Here is a 21,519-nt window from a genome sequence, read left to right on the forward strand (position 1 = left end):
CACACCAAAACCTGTTGTTTGGTGATGTTGTGGGTGTTGTTGGTAAGTCCTCGGCCGATTAGTACCAGTCACCTGAACACATTGCTGTGCGTACAGTTCTGGCCTATCAACCCCATGGTCTGTAGGGGGCCTTAACCCCGCAAAAGGGGGTGAGAAACCTCATCTTGGAACAGGCTTCCCGCTTAGATGCTTTCAGCGGTTATCCCTTCCGAACGTAGCTAACCAGCAGTGCCCCTGGCGGGACAACTGGCACACCAGAGGTTCGTCCGTCCCGGTCCTCTCGTACTAGGGACAGGTTTCCTCAAGTTTCTTACGCGCGCGGCGGATAGAGACCGAACTGTCTCACGACGTTCTAAACCCAGCTCGCGTGCCGCTTTAATGGGCGAACAGCCCAACCCTTGGGACCTACTCCAGCCCCAGGATGCGACGAGCCGACATCGAGGTGCCAAACCATCCCGTCGATATGGACTCTTGGGGAAGATCAGCCTGTTATCCCCGGGGTACCTTTTATCCGTTGAGCGACACCGCTTCCACTTGCCGGTGCCGGATCACTAGTCCCGACTTTCGTCCCTGCTCGACATGTACGTCTCACAGTCAAGCTCCCTTGTGCACTTACACTCAACACCTGATTGCCAACCAGGCTGAGGGAACCTTTGGGCGCCTCCGTTACTTTTTAGGAGGCAACCGCCCCAGTTAAACTACCCACCAGGCACTGTCCCTGAACCCGATCAGGGTCCGAGGTTAGAAGTCCAATACGATCAGAGTGGTATTTCAACAACGACTCCATGAACACTGGCGTGCCCACTTCACAGTCTCCCACCTATCCTACACAAACCGAACCGAACACCAATACCAAGCTATAGTGAAGGTCCCGGGGTCTTTTCGTCCTGCCGCGCGTAACGAGCATCTTTACTCGTACTGCAATTTCGCCGAGTCTGTGGTTGAGACAGCAGAGAAGTCGTTACGCCATTCGTGCAGGTCGGAACTTACCCGACAAGGAATTTCGCTACCTTAGGATGGTTATAGTTACCACCGCCGTTTACTGGGGCTTAAATTCTCAGCTTCGCTCCCCAAAGGTGACTAACCGGTCCTCTTAACCTTCCAGCACCGGGCAGGCGTCAGTCCGTATACATCGTCTTACGACTTCGCACGGACCTGTGTTTTTAGTAAACAGTCGCTTCTCTCTGGTCTCTGCGACCCACACCCGCTCAGAGAGTAAATCTCGTCACCGGTCTGGGTCCCCCTTCTCCCGAAGTTACGGGGGCATTTTGCCGAGTTCCTTAACCACAGTTCTCTCGATCGCCTTAGTATTCTCTACCTGACCACCTGTGTTGGTTTGGGGTACGGGCCGTGTACCAACTCACTAGAGGCTTTTCTCGGCAGCATAGGATCATGGAATTCGCCGCAACGGCTACGCATCACCTCTCAGGCTATATGTGTTCCGGATTTGCCTAGAACACGCCCTACAGGCTTACACCAGTACAACCACTGACTGGCCCCACTACCTTCCTGCGTCACCCCATCGCTTGCCTACTACCAGCCAAGGTCCCATGCATCACCCCACCCGGCACCCGAAGGCGCTCTTGGGGGATCTGGATGGTTAGTACAACTGATTCAGCATGGGCGCGGATACACGGGTACGGGAATATCAACCCGTTGTCCATCGACTACGCCTGTCGGCCTCGCCTTAGGTCCCGACTCACCCTGGGCGGATTAGCCTGGCCCAGGAACCCTTGGTCATTCGGCGGAAGAGTTTCTCACTCTTCTTTCGCTACTCATGCCTGCATTCTCACTCCCACACCCTCCACCACTAGATCACTCTGTGGCTTCCACGGATGCAGGACGCTCCCCTACCCACCCACACACCTGGTTGACACTCCGTAGAACATCAACGGGCTAACGTGTGAGTGCCGCGGCTTCGGCGGTGTACTTGAGCCCCGCTACATTGTCGGCGCAGGATCACTTGACCAGTGAGCTATTACGCACTCTTTCAAGGGTGGCTGCTTCTAAGCCAACCTCCTGGTTGTCTTCGCGACCCCACATCCTTTTCCACTTAGTACACGCTTAGGGGCCTTAGCCGGCGATCTGGGCTGTTTCCCTCTCGACTACGAACCTTATCGCCCGCAGTCTCACTGCCACACTCTCACTTACCGGCATTCGGAGTTTGGCTGACGTCAGTAACCCTGTGGGGCCCATCGGCCATCCAGTAGCTCTACCTCCGGTAAGAAACATGTGACGCTGCACCTAAATGCATTTCGGGGAGAACCAGCTATCACGGAGTTTGATTGGCCTTTCACCCCTACCCACAACTCATCCCCTCCATTTTCAACTGAAGTGGGTTCGGGCCTCCACGACGTCTTACCGTCGCTTCACCCTGGCCATGGGTAGATCACTCCGCTTCGGGTCTAGACCCGGCGACTCTTTCGCCCTATTCAGACTCGCTTTCGCTACGGCTACCCCACACGGGTTAACCTCGCCACCGAGCACTAACTCGCAGGCTCATTCTTCAAAAGGCACGCCATCACCCACCCTCCGAAGAGGCACAGGCTTTGACGGATTGTAAGCGTCCGGTTTCAGGTACTATTTCACTCCCCTCCCGGGGTACTTTTCACCTTTCCCTCACGGTACTTGTCCGCTATCGGTCACCAGGAAGTATTCAGGCTTACCGGGTGGTCCCGGCAGATTCACAGCAGATTCCACGAGCCCGCTGCTACTTGGGCACCCATCACGCAAGACCATGTGTTTTCAGCTACCGGACTCTCACCGTCTACGGCAGACCATTCCAGGCCACTTCACCTAACACACGATTTTCTGACTCACGCTTCCACAGGCAGATGGAAGAAGATGAACCCCACAACACCACACACACAACCCCTACCCGGTATCACATGCGCATGGTTTAGCCTCATCCGCTTTCGCTCGCCACTACTCACGGAATCACATTTTGTTTTCTCTTCCTATGGGTACTGAGATGTTTCACTTCCCCACGTTCCCTCCACACCCCCTATACATTCAGAGGTGGGTAACACGACATCACTCGTGCTGGGTTTCCCCATTCGGACACCCTCGGATCACAGCTCGTTTGACAACTCCCCGAGGACTATCGCGGCCTACCACGTCCTTCATCGGCTCCTGGTACCAAGGCATCCACCGAACGCCCTTACACACTTACAACAACACCTACAAACCACCCCCACCCCAACAGTTCTCACGAACCGCTTCAGCGGGGATCGAATGTAGACATCACAAAAAAACATTTCTGCTAAATCACAGACCAAGCACTCCCACCCTCACGAGTCGAAGCATTGGTTTGAAATAAAGATGCTCGCATCCACTATGCACTTCTCAAACAACACACACCATGCAGCCGTTGGCATCTCCGCACCCCACCACAGGACAGATCAACAACACCGCCAACCACACAGCTAGGTCAGAGACAACCCGATCCACACCCGAAAGTGTGCCGCGTGTTCTCTCAGAACCCCGATAGTGTGACGTGAACCCGCCGGCCTCACAGCTCTGGCGGTAGGCCCCGATACTGTGCGAGTGCACAGTCGTTGACCTGTCTGATGTTTCACCCTCGAACACACACCCACCGCACGGACATACGCCGGCAGAAATGGGTGATGTTGTGTGCTCCTTAGAAAGGAGGTGATCCAGCCGCACCTTCCGGTACGGCTACCTTGTTACGACTTCGTCCCAATCGCCGATCCCACCTTCGACAGCTCCCTCCCACAAGGGGTTAGGCCACCGGCTTCGGGTGTTACCGACTTTCATGACGTGACGGGCGGTGTGTACAAGGCCCGGGAACGTATTCACCGCAGCGTTGCTGATCTGCGATTACTAGCGACTCCGACTTCATGGGGTCGAGTTGCAGACCCCAATCCGAACTGAGACTGGCTTTAAGGGATTCGCTCCACCTCACGGTATCGCAGCCCTCTGTACCAGCCATTGTAGCATGTGTGAAGCCCTGGACATAAGGGGCATGATGACTTGACGTCATCCCCACCTTCCTCCGAGTTGACCCCGGCAGTCTCCTGCAAGTCCCCGGCATAACCCGCTGGCAATACAGGACAAGGGTTGCGCTCGTTGCGGGACTTAACCCAACATCTCACGACACGAGCTGACGACAGCCATGCACCACCTGTACACCAACCACAAGGGAACATGTATCTCTACATGCGTCTGGTGTATGTCAAACCCAGGTAAGGTTCTTCGCGTTGCATCGAATTAATCCACATGCTCCGCCGCTTGTGCGGGCCCCCGTCAATTCCTTTGAGTTTTAGCCTTGCGGCCGTACTCCCCAGGCGGGGTACTTAATGCGTTAGCTACGGCACGGAACTCGTGAAATGAGCCCCACACCTAGTACCCACCGTTTACGGCGTGGACTACCAGGGTATCTAATCCTGTTCGCTACCCACGCTTTCGCTCCTCAGCGTCAGTTACTACCCAGAGACCCGCCTTCGCCACCGGTGTTCCTCCTGATATCTGCGCATTTCACCGCTACACCAGGAATTCCAGTCTCCCCTGTAGTACTCAAGTCTGCCCGTATCGCCTGCACGCCTACAATTGAGTTGCAGAATTTCACAGACGACGCGACAAACCGCCTACGAGCTCTTTACGCCCAGTAATTCCGGACAACGCTCGCACCCTACGTATTACCGCGGCTGCTGGCACGTAGTTGGCCGGTGCTTCTTCTCCAGGTACCGTCACTCACGCTTCGTCCCTGGTGAAAGAGGTTTACAACCCGAAGGCCGTCATCCCTCACGCGGCGTCGCTGCATCAGGCTTGCGCCCATTGTGCAATATTCCCCACTGCTGCCTCCCGTAGGAGTCTGGGCCGTGTCTCAGTCCCAGTGTGGCCGATCACCCTCTCAGGTCGGCTACCCGTCGTCGCCTTGGTAGGCCATTACCCCACCAACAAGCTGATAGGCCGCGGGCCCATCCTGAACCGCAAAAGCTTTCCACCCCAGAGCATGCACTCCAAGGTCATATCCGGTATTAGACCCAGTTTCCCAGGCTTATCCCAAAGTCCAGGGCAGATCACCCACGTGTTACTCACCCGTTCGCCACTCGAGTACCCAGCAAGCTGGGCCTTTCCGTTCGACTTGCATGTGTTAAGCACGCCGCCAGCGTTCGTCCTGAGCCAGGATCAAACTCTCCATGAAAAAATAGCGAAACAAAACCAACACCCACAAGGGTGCCAGCGTTTCAACACAATCAGGAAAGCAAAACCTGACCAATCCAAAACTAGCAAAACATGTGACACCCAGACAAAGCCGAGCGCCACACAAAAAACAAACATCTACATCCATAAAGAATGCACGATGCCAAAAAATGGCATCAGACAATTCATCATCACACTATCGAGTTCTCAAAGAACACACACCCACCAACTACTCACCCCCACAAGGGCTTTCACCAGCAGACTTCGTTCTGACTTTCCACCGCCACCCCGTCTCCGGGGCAACTCTTCCAGCCTACCAGACCCAAGCTCCGCGCTGCAAACCCGAGGATTTGCGACTCACAGGGATCTGGCAACCCCGCACATCGTCTGCGAGAGATGAAGTCTCACAGTCGAAGTTCGGGGGCGGTCTGCGCGAAGCCCGGTCTCCACTCCCCTTAATGAGACCTTCGCAGGCCTTCCGGGGCGGCGCCGTGGCGCGCTGACTCGAAGAAAGTTACGCAACCGTCTCTCCAGGGTCAAATCGCCAGGTGGCGACCTGCCGGGTCGGACATCGCCGCAGGTCACGGTCCACAGAGGAGCGCCGAAACCGTCTGCCCTGCGTACATTTTCGACAAACCTGCCGGTGTGACGTGCGCCGCAGAACCATCCTTTCGGACAGGCGCCCGTCCCCGCTCGGTCAGTTATGCGCAGGTCAGGATGTTCCTACGGTCGATACATGACCACCATCGATCAGTCGACGACCGTCCGGGCTGCGCTTCTCGACTCATCTGACGTTCGCGACCGCGGGCCGCAGGTCCTTCGATCTGCGCTTGTCCCCAGGGGTTTCGCCCGCTGCGGCCTCCTGTCGTGGCGCCGGGTGGCCGGCATCCTCCAGATCGCGCATCCCTTCGACGAGGAGACGATCTCCGACTCTGTTGTCGTCGACGGGCTGGTGTCACTGGTCGACGCCGGTGTCCTGTCGGGACAAGAGCAGTTCGAATCCGCTGCGGTGGGCATCATCCGGACAACGGCGGGAACCTCCGCAGATGCGTGGTCGGCGTTCTACGACAACTCGCTCCGTGAACTCCGCTACGGCACTTCGGCGTTCGCACCGGTACACCGGCGGGCACACTCACTCCTCACCGGTTCGTCGGTGCTCGAGGTCGGTTCGTGCTTCGGATTCTTCGCGCTGGCCTGCGCGATGGACGGGTTCGACGTGTCGGCCTGCGACATCTCGCCCGGCGCGGTCTCTCTGCTCTCGTGCGCATCGCGGCGACTCGGACTGCCGGTCCACTCGGCCGTCGGCGACGCGACCGCTCTCCCCTACGACGACGACTCCGTGGACACGGTCTCGCTCATCCATCTTCTGGAGCATCTCGACGCCCCCGGCGTGGAGGCGGCGCTGTCGGAGGCCCTGCGGGTGGCGAGGCGACGCGTGATCGTGGCGGTCCCCTTCGAGGAGGAGCCCAGCCCACACTTCGGGCATCGTCTCCGGCTGACCGAGACGGACCTGCACATCTGGGCCGGCAGCGTCGCGCACTCCGGGGCCCACGTGTTCGTCGACCACGGCGGTTGGCTGATCCTCACCCCCTGAGGGCCGCCGGTCAGATGAGACCGCGCTTGCTGGCGATGTAGACCGCATCGGTGCGCTTGCTGACACCGAGCTTGCGGATGATGTTGCGGATGTGGAACTTCACGGTCGACTCGGAGATGTAGAGCGTCTCCCCGATCCGCTTGTTGGACATGCCATCCGCGAGCAACCGCAAGACCTCGCGCTCCCGGTCGCTGAGCGTCTCGGTGGTCTCCGCCTCCCCCGACACCGTTCGCAACACCACCGCGGCACTGCGCGGATCGAATGCGCTGCCACCGGTGGACACCGCCTGGATCGCGCGCACGAGTTCGGTGGTGTCGACGTCCTTGACCACGTACCCCCGGGGCACCGGCGCGGACCGCGCGAACGACCAGGTCGTCGTCGAGGAACGTCGTGAGCACGAGTGCCGCGACCTCCGGGTGACGCTGGGAGATGTCCTTGATCAGGCGCAGCCCCTCGTACTCGGTGCCCGCGGACAGCTTGAGGTCCACGACCACGACGTCCGGGCGGCATGCGTTCACCTCGGCGAGCGCGGCGTCGTGCGAGCCGGCCTCCCCGACCACCTCGACGACGTCCTCCCGCTCGAGGAGCGAGCGCATCCCTTCCCGGAGCAGGGCGTGATCGTCGACGAGCAGGGTCCGGATGGGCCTGACCTGCTTTCCCCTGCTCGTCGCATCCCCGGTCGTCTTGTCGGTGCTCACGCGAACTCCCTGGTCGTGTTTCCGGGATCGGATGCTGTTGCCGGCCCCGCAGCCGTCGGCACGATCGCGGTCAGCCGAATGCCACCCGCCCGTGACCGGCGAATCCGGATCTCCCCGTCGAGCTCGGCCGCGCGCGAGGCCATGTTCGCCAGACCTCGATGACGTCCGGCGGCGAGGTCGCCGAGCGAGGCGGTCCGCAGGACGCGCCGGAGGTGGTCGGGGTCGCCGACCCCGTCGTCGTCGACCGACAGCGATACCTGGTCCGGCGCGTAGGTGAGCGTCACCGTGACCTCGGTGGCGCGCGCGTGGATCGCCGCGTTGAACAACGCTTCCCCCGCGATCCGGAGCAACGCATGCTGGACGTCGTCGGACAGTTCGCGGGAGCGGCCCCGGATGCGGACCGCGGTGGTGAGGTCCGGCGGCATGTGCATGGAGCACAGTTCGGTGAGGACCTCGTGGACGCTCGGTGACGGCACGCTCGCGGCGTTGTTGAGCGTGTAGATGAACGTCCGCAGCTGCTCGACCGCTTCTTTCGTGAGCCGGCCGGCCATCTGCAAGCGCTCGAGTGCGGCGCCGTCGACCAGGTCGCGACACAGCTCGATCTGCACGCCTGCGGACAGCACCGACTGGGTCACCGAATCGTGCAGCTCGCGGGCGATCCGTGACCGCTCCTCGTTGAGGACCGTGGCGCGCATCGCGGCGGACAGTTCACGTTGCGTGCGTTCGAGCTCGTCGTTCCGTTCGGCCAGTTCCGCTGCGTGGCGGTGTGTCTCGGAGAACAGTTCGGCGTTGAGCAGGGCGACGATCGCCTGACTGGCCAGAATCCGGAGGACAACGACGTCGGTCGGGTCGACGACCCGGCCGGACGGCGCCCACGCGGACAGGCCGCCGACGACGTTGCCGTCGAGCTCGACCGGCACGTGCACGTGGTCCTCGGACAGGATCGGACCGTGCAGCAGCGGTTCGTGGCCGCGCAGGATGTCGTTGAGCCGGTTGAGCACCTCGTCGGGCAGACCGTCGGGCGGCGAGGCCGTCGCCGATCCTTCGAAGGCGTAGAGCCGGCCGCTGCCCGAGCTGATCAGGTGGCGTGGCGCGGATCGCTCGAGCCGACCGTCGGCGAGGCCGAAGACCACCCACTCGGCGCCCAGATGATCGCGCGCCGCCTCGACCACCGCGATCACCAGCGCCTCGGGTCCTTCGGCGGTGCGCACCAGCGCCCGCGAGATCCGTTCCAGCGCACCGACCACCCGACTCAGCCGGGCCTCGACCCCGCGGTATTGGGCGTAGTGGCTGCCCTTGACGCTGCGAAGGCCGACGAGGCTTTCGAGGTCGGATCGGGCGGGTTCCCGCTCGGGGTCGGGCCGCGCGGCGCCGGCCATCACAGGGCCGCCGCATACAGATCGCGGATCCCAGGCGCCTGTGGTCGGCGCGGGTTCGTGGTCATGCACGAGTCCGCGAGAGCGTGCGTGGTGAGACGGTCGAGATCTCCGGCCCGAACCCCCAACGGCTCCAACGACTCCGGCATCCCGACCCGGGACCCCAGTCGCGCGACGGCGTCCGCCAGGCGATCGGCGACCATGCGTGCGTTCCCGTCCGTGGGCAGTCCGATCGCCTCGGCGAGGTCGACGAAGCCGTCGGCGCACACCTCCGCGTTGTACCGGATGACGTGCGGCAACAGCACCGCGTTGATCGCTCCGTGGGGCGCATCGCAGTGCCCGCCGACCGGGTGGCTCATCGCATGGGTCGCGCCGAGGATCGCGTTGGTGAACGCCATCCCCGCCCGCAGCGACGCCAGCGACATCTCCTCGGCCGCGACCTTGTCGAGCGGATCGTCGACGAGTCGTTCGAGGTGCGTCCAGACGCCGCGGATGGATTCCAGCGCAAGCGAATCGGTCATGTGCCCGTGCGCGAGCGAGACGTACGCCTCGACACAGTGGGTCAGCACATCCATACCGACCTGTGCGGTGACCTCGGCCGGCACCGTGGTGAGCAGTTCCGGATCGCTCACCGACAGGTCGGGCACCAGCGACCGGCCGATGATGGTGACCTTGGTGCGGCGTTCCGCGTCGTTGATGATGCAGAACTGCGAGACGTCGGCGCCGCTGCCCGCGGTCGTCGGGACCGCGACGAGCGGGGGCAACGGCCGGTGGGCGCGATCGATCCCCTCGTACTCCAGGATGTGGCCGCCGTTGGAGGCGAGCACCGCGACCCCTTTGGCGGCGTCGATGACCGATCCGCCGCCGAGCGCCACGAGCCCGTCCGCGTCGTGCGAGTTGTACGCGAGGAACGCGGCGGTGACCTCACCGGCGCGCGGGTTGGGCGACACGTCGACGAAGGCGGTCGCGTGAAGTCCGGCGTCGGCCAGCCCCGACATCAGCCGTGCGTACCAGGGGGTGCCTTCCAGACCGCGGTCGCTCACCACCAGCGGACGGCGCATCCCGAGGCCCGACGTCGCGAGCGGTACCTCGCCGAATGCGCCCGGTCCGAGCACGATCTCGGGGGCGTGGAACTTGGCGACATGACCGGCGCTGCGTCGGCGCGTGCCACCCTGCATCCGTTGTCCTCCGATCACCGCGGGCCGATGATGTGGTTGTGCGCCACCGGCACATTCGACGCTACTCACGTCACCTCAGCGCTGCACCAAGTTCATCACAGCGCGCAAGCATCTCGGCGCCGTCCCGCACGCTGACCACGCCGCTGCAGTGTTCGGCGTAGTCGGCCATCGCGCAGCCCGTCTGGGACCAGTAGCGCGACGGTTCCGGGGTCACCCAGGCAAGGCGGTGCGCGCGTCGACCGATCTCGGCGACGAGGTCGGTGCGCGCGTCGAATCCGTTGCTGCGCGCGTCGCCGACGACGAGCACCGAGGTACGCGGCGTGACGAGGTCGCCGAACTCGCCCAGCAACCCGGCGAACATCTGTCCGTAGTCACTCGTCGCGGCCAGGTCGAGGCCGTCGGCGGCGAGCACCGCGGCCAGTGCGGCATCGGCGGACGCCGCCCGGAGCGCCGTGGTGACGCGTACGGGACGATCGACGAAGGCGACGACCTCGCAACGGTCGCCGAAACCGTGCAGGGTCTGGGCGAGCCGCAGGATGAAACCGGTGACCGGCCGGACCGACAGCGAGACGTCGACCAGGACCAGGAGGCGCACCGGACCGCGCCGCGGACGCCGGCGCCACAGTTCGGCCGGCACCCCGTCGGTCGCCACCGCGGCGCGCATCGTGGCGCGGATGTCGAGGGTCCCGCGGTCACCGGGACGGATCACCCGACGCGGTGCACCGCGCATGCGCTGGACGAGCCGGTGGCACGCGCGGTCGATGTCGGCCTGCTCGGTGCGCACCGGTGCGGACTGACCGAGTGCGTCGCCCACGACGATCCCGGCCGCCTCGAGGCGTGCGGTGAACGCATCGACGAACGCCGCCAGCGCCCGCTCGAGTTCGACGCGGCGCGCGTCGTCGAGATCGGCGTTCCCGTCGGTGCCGTACGCGCTGCGCGGGTCGTAGGCGTCGAGCGCGGCCAGGATCGCGGCGGCGCCGGTCAGACCCAGCGGGGTGGACTCCACCCGGGCGGCGGCACCGACGAGTTCACCCACGGTCGCCGAATCGGCGGAGTCGATCTCGACGGTGTACGTCACTCCCCCGCTCACCGAACCGCTGTCCGGGTCGACGCCCAGTTGCTCGGCGCCCGCCGAGACGGTGAAGTCGTTCTCCTCGCGATGTGCACTCTCCCCGTGCCGCTCACCGGCGCCGGGATCGGGGGCCATCAGATCACCGATCTCCTCGGTGTGCTCGTCGGCGCCGATGCGGCGGGCCGCCCCTTCGAACTCCTCGTCCCAGACGACGTCGTCGGGCAGGTCCGCGGCGGCACCACGCGGCCGGGGCAGATCCGCCTCCCGACCTGGCCCGGACCCGGCGTCGAGGAAGAAGACATCGAAGGCGTGCTCGAAACCCTCTGTCTCGTAACCGTATTTGACCGAGACGCTGCGCAGGGCCGCGCGCAGCACGTCGAGGTCGCCGGCCCCGACGATGGCCAGCGTCCGGCGGATCTCGATCACCTCCGCGGGCGACGCCGCGACCCCGGCACCGCGCAGCGCCTGCCCGAACAGGACCGCGAGCAGGTCGAGGATCTCCGCGCGGCGGATGCTTCCCTTCGGCGGCGCGAGCACGCTCATCGTCCCGCGTGGACCCCGGCGCTGCGGGCCCGGCCCGCACCGAACGCCCGCGCCGTGACCGATCCCTGCGGCGTCGTGCCGTCGACCCCGACCTCCGCGACGGTGGTGTCGGCGGCGGCCGGCGACAGCACACGACGGGCGAGGTCGAGGTCGGTGCCGAACTTGACCAGCAACGAGAGCAACGCGGCGTCGGCGGGAGCGGGGCCAGAACCGACCTCCGGGCGGGACCCGGTGCTCTTGAGATATGACGCAGCCCGGGCGGCGTCGATGACCTCGGCGATCGAGGGGCTCTTGCGCAGCGGCAGATCGCGGAGTCGGCGGGCGAGGTCCACGACCTCGCCGATGACTTCCTCCTCGATGTCGGGCGCGCGCACCGCCACGATGGCGCGCTCGGTCTCCGGGTCCGGATAGCCGACCTGGAAGTGCAGGCACCTGCGCTTGAGGGCCGGGGAGAGTTCCCGGGTGTCGTTGGAGGTCAGGATCACCCACGGCGACGACCGCGCGGTGAACGTGCCGAGTTCGGGGACCGACACCTGGCGTTCGGCGAGCACCTCGAGCATGACCGCCTCCATCGCCTCGTCCGTGCGATCGATCTCGTCGACGAGGAGCACGGTGGGGGTGGTCGAGGTGATCGCGGCCAGCAGCGGCCGGGCCACCAGGAAGTCCTCGGTGTACACGCCGACCTCCGTCCGCGCCAGGGCTGCCGATGCCGCCGAAAGGCTTGTCTCCGCGGCCAACTCGGCGCTGATGCGATCGCGCAGCATCTGCACGTGGAGCAGCTGGCGGGCGTAGTCCCACTCGTAGAGGGCGCGCGAGTCGTCGAGTCCCTCGTAACACTGCAGACGGATGAGCTCGCGCCCCGAGGCCGCGGCCAGCGCCTTGGCGAGCTCGGTCTTGCCGACACCGGCCGGCCCTTCGAGGAGCAGCGGACGGTCGAGCAGTGTCGCCAGGTGCACGACGACCGCCAGCTCGGTTCCGATGAGGTATCCCTGCTCGTCCAGGGCGGCGGTCAGTTCCTCTGCGGAGGCGAAGCGAGCGGTCTCGTCGGCATCTGCAAGACGGGCCAGACCGGTGGAGGTGTGCGTCATCGGGTCGCCAGACCTTCCTTCGTCGGATCGATGGGGTGGGACGGAACCTCTTGCCCCGGAAGGGATCTCCCTTCCCGGGGCACGGCTCCGCCACGGGCGTCGTGGTGGCTCTCGACGCCCTGGGCGTGATCAGTAGCTGCCGGTGAAGGCGTGCGTGACCATGGGGATCAGCGATTCGACGGTGCTCTCGCGGGGGTTGCCCGGGGTGCACCAGTCGCCCATCATGTGCTCGGCGATGGCGCGGATCTGCTTCTCCGAGGTGTCGATGCCCTCGCCGCGACCCTCGTACTTGCCGGTGTTCATCCGGTTCTTGTCGTAGCTGTTGGTCGACAGCTGTCCGAAGTTGTCCGGGATGCCGAGGTCCTTCGACAGGCGGATGGCCTCCTCGACCGCGGCGTCGGCGGCCTGCACGGTGGTCATCTTGGAGGTGTCGACGCCGAGAAGTGCGGCGATCTCGGCGTAGCGCTCGAAGCGGGAGGGCAGGTTGTACTCCCACACGCGGGGCAGCGCGATGGCGTTGTTGAGGCCGTGGTGGCTGTCGTAGAAGGCGCTCACCGCATGGGACAGGCTGTGCACCAGGCCGAGACCGCCGGAGTTGAACGCCTGCGCCGAGATGTACTGCGCGTGCATCATTCCCGTGCGCGCCTCGAGGTTGCGCGGATCGTAGACCGCGGTCCGCAGGTGCTTGGCGATCAGTTCGATCGAGTACTTCGCGTTGCCGAGCGACGGCGCGAAGTCCAGCCGCGAGACGTACGGCTCACTGGCGTGGGCGAGGACGTCGAACCCGCAGAACGCGGTGAAATGCTCCGGGCAGGGGTAGTACAGCAGCGGGTCGTCCATCGCGAGGTCGACGAGACAGGTGTCGTCGAAAGCGACCCACTTGTGCGGGTTGTTCATGTCCGAGGTGTCGGTGATGACGTAGGCCCAGGAGGTCTCCGAGCCGGTGCCCGCGGTGGTCGAGACCGCGATGTGCTTCGGGTTCTCCTTGTTGGTGGCCTTCGAGAAGCCCTCGAACTCGTTGATGTTGCGGCCGTCGTGGGCGATCACCATGCGGGCGCCCTTGGCGGCGTCGTGGCTCGAACCACCGCCGACCGAGATGATGCCGTCGCACTTCTCCGACTGGTACAGCGCGGCGGCGTCCATGACGTTGTAGTCCTTGGGGTTGGACTCCACCTGGTCGTAGAGGACCACGTCGACGCCCTGGTACTCGATCTTGCCGATCAGTTCCTCGATGATGCCGGAACCGCGGAGGCCGGTTGTCATCAGCAGGGCACGGGTCATACCCAGTTCCTTGGCCTCGACACCGAGCATGTCGTGCGCACCGACGCCCAGCTTCGCCTTCGGGAACGGGTGGAACTCCTTGATCGGGAAATTCCAGATCTGGTTCAGCTCAATGGCCATGGGGGTGAACTCCTTGTGACGGTTGGGTCTGTCACAACGAGAATGTCGCTCAGATCACAACGGCCACAAGGGGTCCTGACCCTTGGCGGACAGGGTCGGCCCATCGGGACGGGGGTACCACCTGTCCGATCGGACAGGTCGGCACCCACGGGTCAGTCGGAGACGCGCTCGATCTCGCCGCCGAGACTGCGGAGGATCTCGACGAAGTGCGGGTAGCCGCGGTCGATGTGTTCGACGTCGTGCACCTCGGTGACGCCGTCGGCAACGAGGCCGGCGAGCACCAGACCGGCGCCGGCGCGGATGTCCGAACACCAGACGGGCGCGCTCGAGAGCTTCTCGATTCCGCGGATGACCGCGTGGTGGCCGTCGGTGCGTGCGTCTGCCCCGAGGCGGACCATCTCCTCGACGAAGCGGAACCGGGCCTCGAAGACGTTCTCGGTGATGACGGACATGCCCTCGGAGATGGCGGCGAGGCCGATCGCCATCGGCTGCAGGTCGGTGGGGAAACCGGGGAACGGCAGCGTCGAGACGTTGACCGCGACCGGCCGGTTGTCGTGACGCACCCGGAAGCCGTCGTCGAACGTGTCGACGCGGGCGCCGGTGTCGACGAGCTTGTTCAGCACGAGCTGCAGATGCTCGGGCTGCACACCCCGGACGGTCACGTCACCGCGCGTCATCGCGGCGGCGATCCCCCACGTGGCACCGACGATGCGGTCCCCCACCACCCGGTGGGTAGCGGGATGCAGGCGGTCGACGCCGTTCACGGTCAGCGTCGAGGTGCCTGCTCCCTCGATCTGCGCACCCATCTGCTGCAACATCACGCAGAGATCGACGATCTCCGGCTCGCGTGCGGCGTTGTCGATGGTCGTCTGGCCCTCGGCCAGGACCGCCGCCATCAGAATGTTCTCGGTGGCACCCACCGACGGGAACTCGAGCGCGATCGGCGCGCCGACGAGTGCGTCGGCCTCGGCCACCACGCAGCCGTGCTCGATCGAGCTGGTCGCGCCCAGCGCGCGCAGACCCGCCTGATGCATGTCCAGGGGCCGCGACCCGATCGCGTCGCCGCCCGGGAGGGCCACGACAGCCCGATGGCACCGGGCCATCAGCGGTCCGAGGACGCACACCGAGGCGCGGAACTGGCGGACGGCCGCGAAATCGGCATGGAACTTCGGTTCGGCCGGGGCCGTGATCGAGACGGTGTCGCCGTCCATCTCCACGACGGCACCCAGACCGCGCAGGACGTCGGCCATCAACGGCACGTCGGCGATCTCGGGCGCGTTGGTCAGCACCGTCGTCCCCTCGGCCAGCAACGCCGCCGCCATCAGCTTCAGCACGCTGTTCTTGGCGCCACCCACCGACACCTCACCGGACAGACGTGCCCCGCCCGTCACCAGAAACCGATCGCTCACGCATGCCACCTTATCCGCCGCCGTCCGGCGCTCATCGCACGCAGTACATTCAACGCATGGCCGTTCATCTGACGAGGATCTACACCCGCACCGGCGACGACGGTTCGACCGGTTTGAGTGACTTCTCGCGCGTTCCCAAGACCGATCCGCGTGTTGTCGCCTATGCCGACTGTGACGAAGCCAACGGCGCGATCGGCATGGCGTTGGCTCTCGGCGGTGACGTACCCGCCGACATCGCCGCGGTGTTGTCCACCGTGCAGAACGACCTGTTCGACGCCGGCGCCGACCTGTCCTCGCCGATCGTCGAGAACCCGGAGTACCCGCCGCTGCGGATCGCCCAGGAGTACATCGACGCCCTCGAGCGCTGGTGCGACGACTTCGGCTCCGAGCTTCCGCCGTTGGACTCGTTCATCCTGCCGGGCGGAACCCCGTTGGCGGCACTACTGCATCAGGCCCGCACGGTGACCCGTCGCGCGGAACGTTCGGCGTGGGCCGCGGTGGCCGCCTATCCGGACAACACGAGCGTCCTTCCGGCGAAGTACCTCAACCGCCTGTCCGACCTGCTGTTCATCCTGTCGCGGGTGGCCAACCGGGCTCCTGACGGCACCCTCGGTGACGTGAAGTGGGTTCCGGGCGGCAACCGGGAGCGTCCGGAGTCGTCCGACAGCTGAGAGGTCCGAGACCTGGTAGGCCCCGGAGACAGGACGATCCCGCCCGTCTGACGGACTCAGGCGCTCTTGCGCCGCTGTGACCGTGCAGACTGCCGGGACTCCAGCCAGGACTGGAACGCGGTGACCGCGCCCGGGCCCATGGCGAGCTCGTAACCGTCCTTGACCTTGCCGTCCGAGCCCGCACCATCGGAACCCTTGCCGATGGTGTGGGTCTTGCCGGTGGTCTGTACCTGCAGGATCACCATGCCGTCGAGGATCTCCATCTCGGTTCCCTCGGGGCGTCGCCGGCCCGCGATCTCGATGCCCTGACGGGCGAAGGTGACGTTGGGGCCCGGACGCAGTGAGGCCAGCCGGTAGTAGCGCAGCGAGTCGTCGCTGTAGCGCACCGTGCCGTGACGCCAGCCGTGATCTACCTCTGCGGGGATGGTGCGCAGCAGGATCGGGGTGCCGACGCGTCGGAGCTGGGCCAGACGCACCGCGAGCAGAACGCAGACGATGACGGCCACCGCCAGCAGCACACTGAGCAATACGACCAGCAGCGTCATCACCTACTCCTTTGTGCGGTCACCGCAAACGTCCGGTCCGCCGTCGGAGATCCTGATCGATCATCGACGGCATGACCCGACGAGCGGGACAAGGGATGTGGATCCAGCATGCCAGATCACGCACATCGGGCGCGAAACGACCTCGGCCGGTCACCGGATGCATATCCGATGACCGGCCGAGGTGACCGTCGCGCGAGCGCGGGTGCTACTTCGAAAGCTGCTGTGCCGCAGTCAAACGCGCGTGAGCACGGTGGTACTCCGGGGAGTCCGGCTCAGCCTGCTCGAGTGCGGTCTTCTCCGCGTTGACGTCGACGTCGTCGGCCCAGTCGGCCGACTCCGCGAGCACTGTGACGGCCTCGCCGGTGACGGACAGGAATCCGCCCTCGACCGCGGCCGCGCGGCGATTGCCGTTCTCCTCGACGATCACCACGAAGCCACCCGGGACCAGCTGGCCCAGGAGCGGCTCGTGGTTGGCCAGGATGCCCAGCTCGCCGACCGTGGTCTGCGCGATCAGGAACGTGGCCTCGCCCGAGTACAGGCTCGAATCCGCGGAGACAACCTCCACGTGGAAGGACTTCTCAGCCATGGATTACCGCTACTTTCCGGCGATCTTGGCGGCGGCGGCCTCCACGTCGTCGAGTCCACCGCAGCTGTTGAACGCCTGCTCGGGCAGGTGGTCGAACTCGCCCTTGGCGACACGGTCGAATGCCTCGATGGTGTCCGCGAGCGGGACGACCGAGCCCTTCTGACCGGTGAACTTCTCGGCGACGAGGAAGTTCTGGCCGAGGAACTTCTGGATACGGCGAGCACGCTGCACCGTGACCTTGTCCTCTTCGGAGAGCTCGTCCATACCGAGGATGGCGATGATGTCCTGCAGCTCCTTGTACTTCTGCAGGATGCGCTTGACCTCGTTGGCGACGCGGAAGTGCTCGTCGCCCACGATCGAGGCCTCGAGGATTCGCGAGGTCGAGGTCAGCGGGTCCACGGCCGGGTAGATACCCAGCTGCGAGATCGGCCGCGAGAGCTCGGTGGTCGCATCGAGGTGCGCGAAGGTGGTCGCCGGCGCCGGGTCGGTGTAGTCGTCGGCGGGGACGTAGATCGCCTGCAGCGAGGTGATCGAGCGGCCCTTGGTCGAGGTGATGCGCTCCTGGAGCTCGCCCATCTCGTCGGCCAGGGTCGGCTGGTAACCCACCGCGGACGGCATACGGCCGAGGAGGGTCGAGACCTCCGAGCCCGCCTGCGTGAAGCGGAAGATGTTGTCGATGAACAGCAGCACGTCCTGGTGCTTCACATCGCGGAAGTACTCCGCCATGGTCAGCGCCGACAGCGCCACGCGCATACGCGTGCCCGGCGGCTCGTCCATCTGACCGAACACCAAGGCGGTGTCCTGGAGAACGCCCATCTCCTCCATCTCGAGGTGGAGGTCGGTGCCCTCACGGGTGCGCTCGCCGACGCCGGCGAACACCGAGGTGCCGGAGAACTCACGCGCGATACGCGTGATCATCTCCTGGATGAGGACGGTCTTGCCGACGCCCGCACCACCGAACAGACCGATCTTGCCGCCCTTGACGTACGGGGTCAGCAGGTCGATGACCTTGATACCGGTCTCGAGGATCTCGGTCTTGCCCTCGAGCTCGTCGAAGGCCGGAGGCTTGCGGTGGATGCTCCACTGCTCGCCGTCACGACCCAGGCCGGGGCTGTCGAGGCAGTCGCCGAGGGCGTTGAAAACGTGGCCCTTCACGACGTCGCCGACCGGCACGACGATCGACTTGCCGGTGTCGGAGACGGGCGCACCGCGGACCAGGCCGTCGGTGGGCTGCATCGAGATGGTGCGCACCAGGTTGTCGCCGAGGTGCTGCGCGACCTCGAGGGTCAGGGTCTTGGCAACCGAGGAGAGGGTGACCTCGGCGTGCAGGGCGTTGAACAGCTCAGGGATCGAGCCGCGGGGGAACTCGACGTCGACCACGGGGCCGATGATGCGGACGACCCGCCCGTCGGCGGAACCCGCCGACTGCGCGGAGGGGTTTTCTACTGCTGCGGTCATGGTGCTTGGGTCACTTCCTCTTGATCGAAGTATTGGTTCTCGTCGTCAGGACTCGGGGGCGCGGTGGCTAGGTGGCCAGTGCGCTCGAACCACCGACGATCTCGCTGATTTCCTGGGTGATCTGGGCCTGGCGGAGCTGGTTGGCCTCACGCGACAGCGTCTTGGCCAGTTCCTCGGCGTTGTCGGTCGCCGCCTTCATGGCGGTACGGCGAGCAGCCGACTCCGACGCGGCCGAATCCAGCAGTGCCGCGTACACCCGCGTTGCCACGTACTTCGGCAGCAGCGCGTCGAGCAGCGCATCCGCACCCGGCTCGAACGTGTAGTTCCGGAACGGGGTGTCGTCGGACGGATCGTCGTCCTCGGACACGACCAGCGGCGCCACCCGGCGAACCTCCGGCACCTGCGACAGCATCGACTGGAACCGGGTGTAGACCAGGTGCAGTTCGTCGACGCCCTCGAGGACGCCGTCGCCACCCGGACGCTCGACCTCGGTGCCCGAGCCGGCCACGAACAGATCCACCAGGAACTGCGTCGCGGTGCTGGCGTCGGAGTACTTCGGGGCCTCCGAGAAGCCGGTCCACGAATCCGAGACGGTCAGGCCGCGGAAGTTGAAGAACCCCACACCCTTTCGACCCATCACGAAGAGCACGGCTTCCTTGCCCTCCTCGCGCAGCAGCGCGATGAGCTCACGGGTCGCCTTGAGCACGTTGGCGTTGTAACCACCGCACATACCGCGATCGCTGGTGACCACCAGGATCGCCGCACGCTTGGGATTCTCACGCTCGTTCAGCAGCGGGTTGTCCAGGTAGCCCGAGTTGCTCGCGAGCTCGGAGAGCACCGTCGTCATCTCTTCCGAGTACGGCTTCGCCGCCGCGACGCGACCCTGGGCCTTCGTGATACGCGAGGTCGCGATCAGCTCCTGAGCCTTGGTGATCTTCTTGGTCGACTGGACCGACCGGATGCGTGAGCGCAGCTCACGAATGCTGGCCATGAGCCCTCACCCCTTCCTTATCGCAATGTCCGTTGACGTCTGAGATCACTTGCGGATCTTGATCTCTTCGTTCTCGACGTTCTCGGCATCCATTGCCTGCGCCTCGGCCTCGTTGACCACGCGACGGCCGTCGTGGGTGAGGTAGCCGTTCTTGAACTTGTTGGTCTCGGCGACGAGGGCCTCGGCCTGGTCGTCGGCGAGCGCCTTGCCGCCGGCGATCGAGTCGTAGACACCCTTCGCGTTGTGGTGCAGGTGGCTCAGCAGCTGGGTCTCGAAGTTGCGCACGTCGTCGACCGGCACCGAGTCGTAGTGACCCTCACCGCAGAGGTAGATCGAGACGATCTGGTCCTCGACCGAGAAGGGGCTGTACTGGTCCTGCTTGAGCATCTCGACCCAGCGGGCACCGCGCTCGAGCTGCGCCTTCGACGCATCGTCGAGGTCGGAGGCGAAGGCCGAGAAGGCCTCCAGCTCGCGGAACTGGGCCAGCTCCAGACGCAGCGAACCCGAGACCTTCTTGAGGCCCTTGGTCTGTGCGGCACCACCGACGCGCGACACCGAGGTACCGACGTTGATGGCGGGGCGGACACCCTTGTTGAACAGGTCCGACTCCAGGAAGACCTGGCCGTCGGTGATCGAGATGACGTTGGTCGGGATGAACGCAGAGACGTCGTTCGCCTTGGTCTCGATGATCGGCAGACCGGTCATCGAGCCGCCGCCGAGCTCGTCGGAGAGCTTCGCACAACGCTCCAGGAGGCGCGAGTGCAAGTAGAAGACGTCACCCGGGTATGCCTCGCGGCCCGGCGGGCGGCGCAGCAGCAGCGAGATGGCGCGGTAGGCCTCGGCCTGCTTGGTCAGGTCGTCGAACACGATGAGGACGTGCTTGCCCTGGTACATCCAGTGCTGACCGATGGCCGAACCGGTGTACGGGGCGAGCCACTTGAAGCCGGCCGAGTCCGAGGCCGGGGCCGCGACGATGGTGGTGTACTCCATCGCGCCGGCCTCTTCGAGAGCGGACTTGACGCCGGCGATGGTCGAACCCTTCTGACCGATCGCGACGTAGATGCAGCGGACCTGCTTGGTGGGGTCGCCGGTCTCCCAGTTGGCCTTCTGGTTCAGGATGGCGTCGATGCAGACGGCGGTCTTGCCGGTCTTGCGGTCGCCGATGACGAGCTGACGCTGTCCGCGGCCGATGGCGGTCATGGCGTCGATGGCCTTGATGCCGGTGGCGAGGGACTCCTCGACGGGCTGGCGCTCGAGCACCGAGGCGGCCTGCAGCTCCAGGACGCGCTGCTCTTCGGCCTCGATGTCGCCCTGTCCGTCGATCGGGGCGCCGAGGGGATCGACCACGCGGCCGAGGAAGGCGTCGCCGACGGGCACGGAGAGCACGTTGCCGGTACGGCTGACCTGCTGGCCTTCTTCCAGGGACTCGTAGTCACCCAGGATGACGGCGCCGATCTCGTCCTCGTCGAGGTTCAGCGCGACGCCGAGGACGCCGCCGGGGAACTCGAGGAGCTCGTTGGCCATTGCGCTGGGCAGTCCGCTGACGTGAGCGATACCGTCCGACGTATCGGTGATCATACCGACCTCGTCACGCGACGCTTCGGCTTCGAACGACGAGACGTACTGCTCGATCGCTCCCTTAATCTCGTCTGGTGAGATCGTCAACTCCGCCATGGGTTCTCGTCTTTCCTTGATTAGCTCTGAGGCTTTAGGGCTCGGGCTTGGGTGTTCGGGTGGTCAGGG

13 protein-coding genes, 2 rRNA genes and 1 pseudogene are annotated in these 21,519 nt (G+C 64.9%); 2 read left to right on the forward strand and 14 right to left on the reverse strand.

Annotation, left to right across the window (positions count from 1 at the left end; genetic code table 11):
* Positions 1-38: 38 nt before the first annotated feature.
* Together C5O27_RS18245 and C5O27_RS18250 are read right to left on the reverse strand one after the other, a co-directional pair.
* A 23S ribosomal RNA gene (locus C5O27_RS18245) occupies positions 39-3,174 on the reverse strand.
* A 470-nt stretch (positions 3,175-3,644) separates the two neighbouring features.
* Positions 3,645-5,167: ribosomal RNA gene (locus C5O27_RS18250) — 16S ribosomal RNA — on the reverse strand.
* Together the 16S and 23S rRNA genes form the textbook arrangement of a ribosomal RNA operon.
* Before the next feature lie 735 nt (positions 5,168-5,902).
* Here C5O27_RS18250 and mftM point away from each other — a divergent pair.
* Positions 5,903-6,760 (forward strand): mycofactocin oligosaccharide methyltransferase MftM, encoded by an 858-nt coding sequence (gene mftM / locus C5O27_RS18255; protein WP_127963324.1) that lies wholly within the window; start codon positions 5,903-5,905, stop codon positions 6,758-6,760.
* Between the two features lie 10 nt (positions 6,761-6,770).
* Here the strand turns inward: mftM and C5O27_RS18260 are convergent.
* From C5O27_RS18260 to murA, 7 genes and pseudogenes are all read right to left on the reverse strand, one after another.
* A pseudogene (locus C5O27_RS18260) lies at positions 6,771-7,458 on the reverse strand (MadR family response regulator transcription factor).
* Positions 7,455-8,837 (reverse strand): MadS family sensor histidine kinase, encoded by a 1,383-nt coding sequence (locus C5O27_RS18265; RefSeq protein WP_127963325.1) that lies wholly within the window; start codon positions 8,835-8,837, stop codon positions 7,455-7,457. Before C5O27_RS18265 ends, C5O27_RS18260 begins: the two are co-directional and overlap by 4 nt.
* Positions 8,837-10,012 (reverse strand): iron-containing alcohol dehydrogenase, encoded by a 1,176-nt coding sequence (locus tag C5O27_RS18270; protein WP_006360535.1) that lies wholly within the window; start codon positions 10,010-10,012, stop codon positions 8,837-8,839. The genes C5O27_RS18265 and C5O27_RS18270 overlap by 1 nt, the downstream gene beginning before the upstream one ends.
* A 70-nt stretch (positions 10,013-10,082) precedes the next feature.
* On the reverse strand, positions 10,083-11,627 hold the full coding sequence (gene madC / locus C5O27_RS18275) for a MadC family VWA domain-containing protein (protein WP_127963326.1): 1,545 nt from the start codon (positions 11,625-11,627) through the stop codon (positions 10,083-10,085).
* Positions 11,624-12,715, reverse strand: a complete 1,092-nt coding sequence (locus C5O27_RS18280; RefSeq protein ID WP_127963327.1) for a MadB family AAA-type ATPase — start codon at positions 12,713-12,715, stop codon at positions 11,624-11,626. Before C5O27_RS18280 ends, madC begins: the two co-directional genes overlap by 4 nt.
* A 129-nt stretch (positions 12,716-12,844) precedes the next feature.
* On the reverse strand, positions 12,845-14,116 hold the full coding sequence (gene mdo, locus C5O27_RS18285) for an NDMA-dependent methanol dehydrogenase (RefSeq protein WP_127963328.1): 1,272 nt from the start codon (positions 14,114-14,116) through the stop codon (positions 12,845-12,847).
* A gap of 152 nt (positions 14,117-14,268) precedes the next feature.
* Entirely contained in the window at positions 14,269-15,525 is a 1,257-nt protein-coding gene (gene murA / locus C5O27_RS18290) for a UDP-N-acetylglucosamine 1-carboxyvinyltransferase (protein WP_040004357.1), read from the reverse strand.
* 56 nt (positions 15,526-15,581) lie between these two features.
* On the opposite strand from murA, the gene C5O27_RS18295 reads away from it, so the two are divergent.
* Positions 15,582-16,196 (forward strand): cob(I)yrinic acid a,c-diamide adenosyltransferase, encoded by a 615-nt coding sequence (locus C5O27_RS18295; RefSeq protein ID WP_127963329.1) that lies wholly within the window; start codon positions 15,582-15,584, stop codon positions 16,194-16,196.
* Positions 16,197-16,252: 56 nt separating this feature from the next.
* On the opposite strand, the gene C5O27_RS18300 is transcribed toward C5O27_RS18295, so the two are convergent.
* From C5O27_RS18300 to atpA, 5 genes are all read right to left on the reverse strand, one after another.
* Positions 16,253-16,741 (reverse strand): DUF2550 domain-containing protein, encoded by a 489-nt coding sequence (locus C5O27_RS18300; RefSeq protein ID WP_127963330.1) that lies wholly within the window; start codon positions 16,739-16,741, stop codon positions 16,253-16,255.
* 205 nt (positions 16,742-16,946) lie between these two features.
* A complete protein-coding gene (locus C5O27_RS18305; RefSeq protein WP_006360528.1) occupies positions 16,947-17,327 on the reverse strand; it encodes a F0F1 ATP synthase subunit epsilon in 381 nt (126 codons plus the stop codon).
* A 9-nt stretch (positions 17,328-17,336) separates the two neighbouring features.
* On the reverse strand, positions 17,337-18,785 hold the full coding sequence (gene atpD, locus C5O27_RS18310; RefSeq protein ID WP_006360527.1) for a F0F1 ATP synthase subunit beta: 1,449 nt from the start codon (positions 18,783-18,785) through the stop codon (positions 17,337-17,339).
* A gap of 67 nt (positions 18,786-18,852) precedes the next feature.
* Entirely contained in the window at positions 18,853-19,776 is a 924-nt protein-coding gene (locus tag C5O27_RS18315; protein ID WP_127963331.1) for a F0F1 ATP synthase subunit gamma, read from the reverse strand.
* Between the two features lie 45 nt (positions 19,777-19,821).
* Positions 19,822-21,450, reverse strand: a complete 1,629-nt coding sequence (atpA, locus tag C5O27_RS18320; RefSeq protein WP_006360526.1) for a F0F1 ATP synthase subunit alpha — start codon at positions 21,448-21,450, stop codon at positions 19,822-19,824.
* Positions 21,451-21,519: the final 69 nt, after the last annotated feature.

This window comes from Gordonia alkanivorans (assembly GCF_004011905.1).
Lineage (GTDB): Bacteria > Actinomycetota > Actinomycetes > Mycobacteriales > Mycobacteriaceae > Gordonia > Gordonia alkanivorans.